The 11617-nt window shown below is 46.2% G+C and carries 10 protein-coding genes; 2 read left to right on the top strand and 8 right to left on the bottom strand.

The window, feature by feature from the left end; all coding sequences use genetic code 11:
* Positions 1–2: 2 nt before the first annotated feature.
* Positions 3–545, bottom strand: a complete 543-nt coding sequence (locus MHI45_RS00315) for a biotin transporter BioY (protein ID WP_076111985.1) — start codon at positions 543–545, stop codon at positions 3–5.
* 273 nt (positions 546–818) lie between these two features.
* Between MHI45_RS00315 and MHI45_RS00310 the strand changes: the two genes are divergently transcribed.
* Positions 819–1211 (top strand): MerR family transcriptional regulator, encoded by a 393-nt coding sequence (locus MHI45_RS00310; protein ID WP_076111987.1) that lies wholly within the window; start codon positions 819–821, stop codon positions 1209–1211.
* Positions 1212–1294: 83 nt separating this feature from the next.
* Positions 1295–2233, top strand: a complete 939-nt coding sequence (locus tag MHI45_RS00305) for an aldo/keto reductase (RefSeq protein ID WP_076111988.1) — start codon at positions 1295–1297, stop codon at positions 2231–2233.
* A gap of 86 nt (positions 2234–2319) precedes the next feature.
* On the opposite strand, the gene MHI45_RS00300 is transcribed toward MHI45_RS00305, so the two are convergent.
* The 7 genes from MHI45_RS00300 to MHI45_RS00270 all read right to left on the bottom strand — a co-directional run bounded on the left by MHI45_RS00300 (position 2320) and on the right by MHI45_RS00270 (position 11566).
* A complete protein-coding gene (locus MHI45_RS00300; protein WP_076111990.1) occupies positions 2320–2922 on the bottom strand; it encodes an ABC transporter ATP-binding protein in 603 nt (200 codons plus the stop codon).
* A complete protein-coding gene (locus MHI45_RS00295) occupies positions 2913–3740 on the bottom strand; it encodes an ATP-binding cassette domain-containing protein (protein ID WP_076111991.1) in 828 nt (275 codons plus the stop codon). Before MHI45_RS00295 ends, MHI45_RS00300 begins: the two co-directional genes overlap by 10 nt.
* A gap of 11 nt (positions 3741–3751) precedes the next feature.
* Positions 3752–4588 (bottom strand): ABC transporter permease, encoded by an 837-nt coding sequence (locus MHI45_RS00290; protein WP_076111993.1) that lies wholly within the window; start codon positions 4586–4588, stop codon positions 3752–3754.
* Between the two features lies 1 nt (position 4589).
* Positions 4590–5558 (bottom strand): ABC transporter permease, encoded by a 969-nt coding sequence (locus MHI45_RS00285; RefSeq protein WP_076111995.1) that lies wholly within the window; start codon positions 5556–5558, stop codon positions 4590–4592.
* 14 nt (positions 5559–5572) lie between these two features.
* Positions 5573–7225: an ABC transporter substrate-binding protein gene (locus MHI45_RS00280; protein ID WP_076111997.1), complete on the bottom strand. Its 1653-nt coding sequence runs from the start codon at positions 7223–7225 to the stop codon at positions 5573–5575.
* A 303-nt stretch (positions 7226–7528) separates the two neighbouring features.
* Positions 7529–9910: a polyprenyl synthetase family protein gene (locus tag MHI45_RS00275; protein ID WP_179091786.1), complete on the bottom strand. Its 2382-nt coding sequence runs from the start codon at positions 9908–9910 to the stop codon at positions 7529–7531.
* A gap of 177 nt (positions 9911–10087) precedes the next feature.
* Positions 10088–11566 (bottom strand): Lsa family ABC-F type ribosomal protection protein, encoded by a 1479-nt coding sequence (locus MHI45_RS00270; protein ID WP_076112001.1) that lies wholly within the window; start codon positions 11564–11566, stop codon positions 10088–10090.
* Positions 11567–11617 lie beyond the last annotated feature (51 nt).

Here is an 11617-nt window from a genome sequence, read left to right as displayed (position 1 = left end):
TATCACTTCTCTTCGATTGGACTGACGGCTTTTAATTGTAGCGCTATAATAGCAGCTATGACCGCTTTAATACAATCCCCCGGCAAAAATGCGGTTGCTCCCACAAGTCCGGCCCAAATAGAGGTATGTGTAATCAAAGCCATAACCGGCGCTCCGATCAAACTAACAAGTATCACACCAAAAACTAAGTTGATGATGATAATTTTCCATGTTTTTACATTGGACCAGACTTTTTCTGTCGCATATCCGATACAAAATGCTGCTACGGGCCAGCTTAGAATGTAACCGGCTGACGGACCAACTAATGCAGAGAAACCTCCACGGCCGCCGGATAATAAAGGTAAACCCAGAGCGACTAACACGATAAATAAAATCAGGCTAAGACTTCCCGTCTTCTTACCTAAAAAACTCCCCGCCAGCATGACACCAAGTGTTTGTGCGGTAATGGGCACCGGGATAAACCCTAGCGGAATCGGTGGAATCATACCTAATACCCCTATTAGTGCAGCAAATAATGCGGCAAATACCATCTCTTTTGTTTTCAACTTGCGACCTCCGTTAGTGTGATGGAAATATTAATTCCTATGAGATTTGTCATCTATATTTAAGCTAAATCATAGTTTGATATGTTAGGATTGTAAACCTTATTCATATAATTTTTGGCTGGTATTTGAATCGAATAATACAATAACAACGGATTATCCGCATTATTCTCCTCATTTTCTTCGTCATAATTTCTTGACCTGGTGTTAACACCAGGTATTATAATAGCCTCATGGATGGATATATATTTCAGTCCTGTACGGAGGTGTTGAATAATGGCAGAAAATTATAAAATGAAGGAAATCATGGAACATTTCAAGGTCAGTGAAGACACCTTGCGTTATTATGAGAAAATAGGTCTCTTACCTCCCGTGGGCCGTAAAAACAATGGTCACCGGATATACAACAGCTCGCATATGGAGACACTTCGAATGATCCTGTGCTTAAAAAAAACCGGAATGTCACTTCAAGAAATAAAACCTATCCTTCAGCTTCAATTGGAAGACAGCAGCACATCAACTATCGAGTGGCAGGAAAGACTTTGCGATTATCAAAAAAAGATCGAACAGCAGCAGCAAGAGCTCCAGCAAATTTGGGATATGATTGAAATGAAACTGCAGACTGGACGAAAATTCGGTGACTTCTCTAATGCTGGCGGCTCCGCTTGACCTGGTGTTTAGACCAGGTTGTAAGATGTGATGCAGAGTCCTCCCATGGATTCCCACATCAAACAAAAGAGGAGCAAATAAACATGAATCAGACCGTTGAGATAGGCAGAACCGGACTGGCAGCTTTTAAAATCGGGTTTGGAGCGGGTGTAGTCGGCAATTCTATGATGTATCCGAAGATGGACGATGATTTAAGCCGGCAATTAATTCAGGCTGCCCTGCAAAAAGGCATCAATTTCATTGATACCGCCTTTTTGTACGGATTGGGCCATTCCGAGGAGATCATCGGTGAAGCGATCCGCGAGTATGGAGGGCGTGAACAGCTTGTCATTTCTACGAAGGCCTCTCCGAGCCCGGAGTTCACGCCAAGCGGTCTGCAAGTAGACAACAGTCCAGCTGCTTTGCGTAAGGCTGTGGATGACAGCTTGACAAGATTACAGACAGAGTATATTGATATTTTCTTTTTACATTTCCCTGACACCCGCACCCCACTGTCTGAAGCTGCTGACACACTGGCGGAGTTGAAAAAATCCGGAAAAATCAAGGCTGTTGGGGCTTCGAATTTAAGCTATAGTCAACTTCAGGAATTTAATGCAGAGGGGCATCTGGATGTACTCCAAGCTGAATATTCACTGCTGGTCCGTCAACCAGAAGAAGAGGTGATTCCTTATTGTCTGAAGCATGGAATTTCTCTGATTCCTTTTTTCCCGCTGGCATCCGGTCTGTTGGCCGGTAAATATACGAAGGATGATGTCTTCAACGATACCTCGCGAATGAACAACCCTTTATTTCAACAAGAGGCATTTCAAGCTAATGTGGAACGGGTCGAGCGATTCAAAGCCTTCGCACAGAACAAAGGGGCTGACCCTGCGCAAATCGCCCTTGCCTGGTTATTGACCCGTCCGGCTGTGGATTTGATCATTCCCGGTGCAACGAGGCATGAACAGATAGAGTCCAATCTCCAGACGCTGAATATTCAGCTAACCGAAGACGATCTCAAGCAGCTGGATACTATTTTCTAAGAGGTTGAAAATGAGCTTCAGCTTATAAGTTATGCAGCCTAAAAAGAACATCCGTAGGGCCAATGGCCTTACAGATGTTCCTTTATTCAACTCTTCCCCACCTTATAGATCGTATCGCATAACCGGTTCAGAAGGCTGGTCTCATGGCTGACCACAATAACTCCAATTTCCCTGCTTTTACAAATGCGGAGAAAGGCGTTCCAGATTTGCGCCTGCGTAATAGCGTCCAGCATCGTGGTCATCTCGTCGGCAATAATATATTTTGTGGCAGGATTCAGGGAACGCACGATGCAGAATCGCTGCTTCTCCCCCCCTGAGAGTTCAACCGGCCAACGGTCCATCCATTCCTTGCGGATTTCGAAAGCATCCAGAATGTCCTGAGAAGGAGTATAGGACTCCGTCACAACATCCCGCATACGCCACTTGGGGTTAATCGCTTTCTCCGGATGCTGGTAGATTAACTGGACAGGCCGAAAACCCGGACCCTTCATGTCTTTCTGATCTGACGTAACCTGCCCTTCACGCGGGGTGATATACCCGGCCAATATTCGGGACAGTGTAGTTTTTCCGCATCCGCTGTAACCTGATAACCCAAGAACCTCGCCCGGGGCTACTGACAGGTTGATATCTTTAAAAATCCAGCGGTCTCTTTGATAATAATGACCTAAGCTTTCTCCGATCAGAGACATGCATCCTTCTCCTCTCGCTTAAATACCAAATCAAAATCATTCTGCGGCAAGGCCCGCCATAACCTTCGGGTGTAATCGGTTTTTAATCGTTCCCCTTTGCCTTCAAAAGCCGAAACGGCGGAAATTTCCACCGTTGTTCCATCCTTGATCACGGCTACCCTATCTGCAATTTCCAGCGCCGACATGATATCGTGAGTAATCAGCATTACTCCGGCCCCCTCTTTAGCGAATTGCTTAAGTTGCCGCAAGATTTCGGAGAGTGCCTGCGGATGAATTCCGGGGGTCGGCTCATCGGCTATGACCAGCTTCACCCCTTCTCTGACACTTGTCGCGAACAACACCCTGCGCAGCATCCCGCCCGATAATTCAAACGGAAACAGCCGGCCATCACTTTTTTTCAGGTCATATCTTGCGAATAGCTCATCTTGTTTGGCCTGTGCGGTTGCCTGATTCAGCCCGATCTGTACCTGCTTCCCGACTCGCATAAGCGGATCAAGATAATTGACGGATTGTGGAATGAAGGAAATCTCCCGGCCCCGGAGCTGTTCCTTTCTCTTTTGTGTCAATTCTTCTCCTTGGTATAAGATGCTTCCGCTGCTGATCGCATTGCCTGGCAAGATACCCAGCACAGCATGTGCCAACAGGCTTTTCCCTGAACCGCTCGCTCCTACCACGGCAACAATTTCACCTTCATCAATGTCCACATGCATATCCGCTATCGGTTGGATCATCCGTTTTTGCGTACCTTTCACATATTGTGAAAAGCCAATGGACAGGTTCTCAACCTGCAACAGCGTTTTATTCTGTACATTAGTCATTATCCATCCCTCTATTCGTTGGAGCTGGCAGGCTCCATCAGAATGCGAAGCTGTTCGCCGATACTGTCAAAGCTCTTAACCACTAAGACCAGAAGCAGTCCCGGAAACACCACCAGCCACCATTTGCCGGTTGAAATATGGTTCATCGCTTCAGATAATATGATCCCAATAGCCGGGGTTTGAGGAGAAAGCCCGAACCCCAGGAATGTTAATGCGGCTTCATGCAAAATCACATGCGGAAACATCAGCAGAAAACCAATCATAATTTGGGGGAAAATAGAAGGCAGTATATGTTTCGTTGCGATATACCAAGCTGATTTCCCATAGCTTTTAGAGATTTGAATGTATTCGGCACCTTTAATTTGCAGCACTTCGGAACGAACTACCCTTGCCAGCCCTGTCCAATGCGTAAGCGAAACACCGAGTACGATACCTTGTATTCCACCACCTGCAATGAAGCAGATCAAAACCATAAACACGAGATGAGGCATACCGATAAACAAATCTATTAACCAGGAAATGATCGCATCTACTGTCTTGCCAAAGGTCGCGGCACAAATCCCCATTACAGTTGCGATGATGACACTGAGGATGGAGGCGAACGCTCCTACCGCCAGTGAGAGGCGCAGTCCTTTAATGGTACGTGTGAACATATCTCTGCCCAGCCAGTCTGTACCGAATATATATTGAAGATTTGGGGCGAGATTCTTGCTTGCCGCACTCAATCGGAGATTGTCATTGCTCAGCCAAAAGCTGAGAATCAATATGGCCAGCAGAAAGCCGGAAGACAACGCAAGCAGCAGAATCATTTTCTTGCGTACATTCATTCCCTCAGGTATGGTCAGCATCTCAGGCCTCCCCCTTCATGCGCGGATCTACAACCTTATTCAAAATATCGGCGACCAGATTCCCTGCAAAAACAAACAAGGAGCTAATCAGAATAATGCCCACCATTAATGGGAGATCCCCTTTTAAACCTGCAGTGGTCAAGGTACTGCCCAGCCCGGGATAAGCAAATACCTGCTCTGCCAACATAGAGCCCCCAAAAAGTTCGCCAAAATAGGCAAATTGCAGGGAAATCGCGGGAATGATCGAATTTCGAACACCATGATTTTTAAAGATCTGCCACTTGCTTTCCCCTCTTGCTCTGGCAAAAATGACATACTCTGTGTTTAGAATATCAATCATTTTCTCACGGGTGTGCATCGCTACATTGGCGACTCCCAGAATACTTAATGTCAGAGCAGGCAGCACAAAGTGATGAATCCGGTCGATGAACCGCACATCACTCTCCATCACCCCGGCCGGCATGGCCAAACCCACAGGAAACCATTTGAGCCAGACAGCAAATACGATTAATAGAATGAGGCCCATCCAGAAGATTGGAGTGGATACCAGCGTATAGCTGTACCATTTAATGAGCTTGTCCGTCCATTTACCCCGGTTCATCGCGGCAGTCATTCCTAGTACATATCCGATGACTCCCGATAAAATCCATGCTGTCCCCATTAAAGCAAGTGATGTTAAAAACCTGCTTTGGATAATGTCGATGACCGGGCTGCGATACAGCTTTGAAATCCCAAAGTTGCCTTGCAGCAATGCTTTTGCCCAGGCAAGGTATTGTTCCACCGGGCTTTTGTCTACGCCCCAATATTGTTTGATTTTTTCAATTTGCTCTGGCGACGCCGAGCTGTCCCCACCGATATAGGCATTGACCGGGTCCATTGGAGACAGATGAATAAGTGAAAAGGTCAGAATGGATAATCCGATCAGCAGGGTTACAACGCGAATCAGGCGAATAACGATGCTTTTGGCCACAATATTTCCCCTTCCTACTTACCCCATGTCCATTCGGTTACATTGCCGAATAATGCCCACTCATGACCGTGCGAGTGAATCGGCTGTTTGCCAAGATCCAGCTTCTCATTGGCCAAATACAAGTGGTCAACGCGCACCAGCCAAACGATCGGAGCATCTCCGATGCCGCTGAAGCCCGTTACTCCATCCCATTGGGCAAGCTTCCAGTATTTATTGGCCTTTTCGAGTGAGGAGGACGTGAGCGCCTGATGCAGGTACTCATCCACCTTGGGATTGTGGTAATTAGACATATTGCCGATACCCTTGTCGATCTGCTCCGAGGCATTCATCGTATACAGCTGGTAAGGGTGATGCCTTCCGCCTCCCCATGCCACTGCTGCTGTCTTGCCTTTAAGATAAATCTCATCCCATGTAACCCCGATGAGGTTGATCTTGATGCCGAAAGCACTCGCTTGATCAGCAGCAGCTAGGGAAAGGTCACTGCGCAACTGGTCACTGGAGCTGAAATACATGTCAAACTCAGCCTTGCGGCCGTCTTTTTCCACAATGCCGTCCTTGTTCGTATCTACCCAGCCGCCATCGGCGAGGATTTTGGTTGCCGCTTCGATGTTCCCGTCCTCGATCACGGTTTTTTCGTTGAACCATGGTAAACCATCGGCGAGAGAAAATGCTTTTTTACCATGTCCATCAAGTGCCACATCCAGCAGCTTCTGGCGATCCAGTCCAACATTAAGGGCCTGACGGATAGCGAGATCTGACGTTACATCATTACCTGTTTCCACTTCCTTGCCATTGGTCAAGCCTTTACCGCCGCTAGGGACTGCAGGCAGCATGATCCCGCGGGAATCAATACTCTCATAGCTGCGTAGGGTCATTCCCTCTACCTTTTGCTCTGCGAAAGTCGGCGGAACGTAGACAATGTCGGCTTCTCCAGCTTTTGCGGCGGCAAGGGCGGCATCTTCTTCGAGAAGCAGGAAGGTCAATTTTTTGAACTGCGGCTCTTTGCCGTACCAATACGGATTGTATTCCATGATAACTTGCTGTCCTTCATTGTACTGAACCACCTTATAGGGGCCGGAACCGACCGGGTTCTCGGAATAATGTTCATCATAGTGGGCCTTAGGCACGATTCCGATCTCTGTAAGCTGGCTTACAAAGGTGGAGCGCGGTTCGTTAAGCGTAATAGCGATCGTGTTGTTCTCTAATACATCAATCGACTTGACGAAAGACAAATCGAATTTAATGCCGTCCTCCTTGAGCATTTCGTATGTATACTTGACATCATCCGGTGTAACCTGCTCCCCGTTGGAGAATTTGGCTTCCTCGCGAAGCGGGAAGGTCCATGTTAGTGCATCCTCGCTGATCGTATAGGATTTTGCAAGATCCCCAATAAAGTTGAGATCAGAGTCGATAGCCAGCAGTGAGCTATGGGTCAGACGGATTTGAGTCATTCCCCAGCCTTTCTTGGGATCAAACTGTCCGCCATCCATGATACCAACGGCCAGTACTAAATCGTCTTTTACTTTACCGGTGTTTTGTGCGCCGGAGGAAGGGTCAGATTGCTTGGAACCCGTTGAACAGCCTGCCAGCAATAAGAGCACTGACAACACCAAGGCTACATAAGAAAAAGTTCGCTTGTTTGTGAGTTTCTTTTGATTTTCTTTCATTTGATACCTCCATAGAATGATAATTCGCAATGATAAGATTTCTGGCAGAACCCCTGTGCCGAAAGTTTTATATACTCCTTTCCAAGCGGTTAGAATAGGAATGCAGTTTTAATAGTAATAATTACTATTAACATTGAGTTTAATTGTAATTATTACTATTAAGTATGTCAATCTTTACTTTTTTTTCATAATGAACGGAATAACAGCTGATGGAGCATGCAGAACGACAAAGAACCGGCAACCCGTATGGGTGCCGGTAATGCATGATCCTATTTGCCCGTTTCGGGCAGGTTCAGCCGCAGTTCAGCGGTTTCTGTTAACCATATAATTCAATAAATGCTTCAGAAAAGCAATATTCCGGGGCAGCTCGCTCAATGCTTCCGAGGCCAGACAGTAGTGTTCCCACAGCTCTTTCCGGGCGTTCTCCAGCCCAAGAATGGATACGAAAGTCGAAGTATTGTTTCCGGCATCCTGACCAACGGGTTTGCCGAGCAATAGCCGGTCTCCCTCCTGGTCGAGTAAATCATCTTTAATCTGGAAGGCGATCCCCGCATGATAAGCGAATTTCTTCAGCCCCGCAATTTCCGCCTCCTTCACCTGAGCCAGCATAGCTGGCATGACCAGCGCCGCCTCGAAGGCAATCCCGGTCTTGTAAAAGCAAACCTCATTCAGTTGCTCCAGAGTCAAATCTTCTCCTTTGGAATGCAGATCCATCGCTTGCCCCATGCACATATCCCCCGTCTTTTGTGCTGAATACTGCATCAGAGCAAGCACGGTTTTCGGATCGAAATGACGGAGAGATGCTTGTTCCTCCGTAGCCTTCTGGATCAGGAACAGGCCGGTTAATTCGGCAGTCGCAGCATCATATACCTGATGCAGGGTTTCACGCCCTCTGCGGGTTGACGCATTATCCTGGGATGGCAGATCATCGAAGATCAAGGAAGCGGTATGCATATATTCCAAGGACCTGAGCAGCGGCACAATCTCCGCTGGCTCCAGTCCATATTCTCTTACGCCCATAACCCACGTTAAGACTGGACGTATTCGTTTCCCATCTCCTTCGAGACTGTAATTAGCAGCATCTATAAGCAGTTCCTTCATCGGTGTCATTCCCTCAGGCTTGGGGATTAGGAGCTGGCTATTGATCACTCCGCGTACCGTTTTGATCGTATCGTGAAACTCTTCCTTTTCCTTCCGGTTGTTACGCAGTGTATTAAGCAGCTGGTCCCGAAGCAATTTGTCGAAGAAATCTACATCCTCTGCTTTGTGAACCATCCGGTCTACCAGGCGTTTGAACTCCGGGCTGCCAGCCGCAAATATTCCCATAATTTCGTTGTATTTATCCCTGCCTAAACGTTCTCTAGTGCGTTTCAGACCGTTAATGACCCGGTCCAGAATTACCTCGCAAGTTTTGGGATCAGAATGAAACACATTATGGAGCAGATGGGAAATGACAGTCCAATACATTTCAAAGGGATTGATCAAATCGTTGCGCTGCTGGCGATATTTTAAATAATAGGTATACGGGGTAACCGCGCCTTCCAGCATATCGCCGGACATATCGGCAAAATCATCCGCCAGCTGATTGTATAAGCCATAATAGAAAGTTCGTTGATCAAAACCGTCATCTAGCGGCGCACTGATTACAGAGCGGACAATCAAACGGGAGGAAGATGATTTTAGGATTACAGGAATATAAAGTTCCTCATTGGTATAACCATCATGGGACAGATTCTTTGCCCGGTCTATTTCCTGAGAGTGAAAAAACACATAGGAACGCTCAAAAAACGATTTCTGCGTCTCCGTCCGCTGATGGTTCTTAATGTACTCAAAGGCTTCCCGCAGCTCCGAATGCACGTACTCCATCAGCGGAATCTTTTCCCCGTCCCACTCACCCAGCTCCGGGACAATTCCGCTGAGAAGCGCTTGACGGATCAACCGGGAATACTGTTCTTTCTCAGGAGCGGTTAGGACCGCAGAATCTAAAAGATCGTCAATGAAAGGATAGGTAAGGCCATAGGAGTAGCCAAGCCGGATGGCTTCATCAAGTCTTAAGGCACGTTCTGCAGGGGCAAGGTTTTCTTCCATCTCTTCCATCACATGCATGACAACCCCGATAATAATCTTAATCAGCTTACGCTGGGCTTGCTCGGGATTCATTTCCTCCGGCAGATTGGCGGAGACGGTTTTGAGTTTAGTAATCACCCAGATCGTGGCTGTTTCTACCCCTTCTTTCTGGGCCCAGCGGTACAGCTTTGCCAAATTCAGCATGTCCGGCTGTGCTTCCCCGCCTGCTGCAGCTGAGGGTATCAATTGATCTTTGATATCAGCAACCATCCGGAGAATCCTGGTTTGAGTGTCCGGAGAATCCAGCGCTTTGCCCAGATCCCTCATATAGATATAGGAAATGCTTCGGTCGAGATAATCATTTAATTTCCCTGTATAATTCAGCCATTGAATATAACGGTGGTAATCCGCAGATCCGGGGTTCCTTTGGTTTCGTGAAAAAAAGGACAGCCATGAATGATGATGAATATGGCTCTTCTTCCACAAATGGAAGTCTGCAGTTAAGGCAGGCACATAACTTCTATTCTTAACCTGTGTAAAAAGTGATGCAAAATATTGAGCAGCTTTCTGCTCAGCCAGCTTATACGCTGTATCGGCATGCAGTGTAAATTCATTCATAAGATGGATTACCTCAACTTCTTTTAGTTTGGACCTTTAACATTCAATCCCTGCAGCTTCGTCGGATCATAGTTATATCATATACGCGAAAGAACTCATTGGGTTACGAGTAACGAGTTATTTCGGGTGAGCCGAGAAAGTTTGCAGTGACCGGTCCTGCTAAATTCAGGTAATGGGTTACAGTTGAATGATTTTTGTAGCAATATTGTTGCAAAATTCACTGTCATGCTCGACAAAAAGAATAGTTGGTGTGTATTCCAGCAGCAGCTCTTCAATCTGCATCCGGGAGATAATATCAATAAAATTAAGCGGCTCATCCCAAATATGCAAATGGACCTTCTCGCTTAGGCTTTTCGCAATAAGCACTTTTTTCTTTTGCCCGCCGCTAAACGCAGATATATCCTTTTCAAACTGTACTCTGGAGAAATCAAGTTTTCTTAAAATCGATTTAAACAAGCTTTCATCAATCCCGTTGCTTCTGGCGTAGTCCGTTAAATTGCCCTGTAAATGCGAGGTGTCCTGTGATACGTAAGATATTGTAAGCTGACTGTCCTTCCTGAGTGTGCCTGTGTAGTCTAGCTCCTCGCCGCAAATCAGCTTGATAATGCTTGATTTACCGGAGCCGTTTATACCGGAAAGCGCAATTCGCTCCCCCTGCTCAATCGAAAAGCTGATATCTGCGCAGACGATCTTCTCCCCGTATTGAATCGAGACATGTTCAAGCTCAACCAGCTCGTTTTTATGATAATCAAGCTGTGAAATCTCCAGGCTGTCGGAATTTTCAATATTTTTCAGCAGTTTAGACTTTTCAGCAATGGCAGATTGCTGTCTTTGCTCAATGGCTTTAGAGCGTTTCATCATCTTAGCAGCCTTGTGGCCAACATAACCTTTATCCAATTTGGAACCGGAATTCCGTGTTCCATTTTTGGATTTCTCCACCTCATGCGACCAGTTGCCCGTTCGTTTAGAAGAATCCGACAAGCGCTTGATGTCTCTTCTTAGTTTTTCATTCTCTGCCAGTTCAAAATGATCTTGCCGCCTTTTATTTTCCCACCAAGCGGAGAAATTCCCCTTTTGAATTTCTATGTTGGTTTTATTGATTGACAGGATGTGGTCTACACAATTATCCAGAAAGGATCTGTCGTGGGAGACCAGAATAAAGCTGCTCTTGGTATTCAGATAAGCACTGACCAGTTTTCTTGCATTCAGATCCAGATGATTGGTGGGCTCATCAATGAGCAATAAGCTGTTTTCCTTAATAAATAATGCAGCTAGCAGCACCTTCGTCTGCTCACCGTTGGACAAGGAATCAAAGGGCCGGTATAGAACATCCTCGGACACTTTTAGTAAAGAAAGCTCCCGCATCAGCTTCCAGTGAATATAATCCGGGTAGATGTCGCTGATTACGTCAAGGGTATTATTTTCCTTATTCTCGACAGAGAACGGGAAATAGTCGAAATCGACCTTAGCCGAAATCGTTCCGCTATATTCATATTTACCAAGCAACAAGCTTAAGAAGGTTGTTTTCCCTCTCCCGTTTCTTCCCGTAAATCCTAATTTCCAATCGGTATCAATTTGAAAACTCACGTTCTCAAATATATTATCGTAGCTGCCTTCATAGGCAAACGTGAGGTTCGCAACATTGATTAATGACATAAATATTCCTCCTGTATATAAAAAATAAGAGCTACAAGAAAGTTACTTTCT

This window comes from Paenibacillus sp. FSL H3-0321, assembly GCF_038002865.1.
Taxonomy (GTDB): Bacteria; Bacillota; Bacilli; order Paenibacillales; family Paenibacillaceae; genus Paenibacillus_AQ.
Note: the sequence above shows the minus strand (reverse complement) of the source record. Positions and strands in the feature narration are given on the sequence as shown.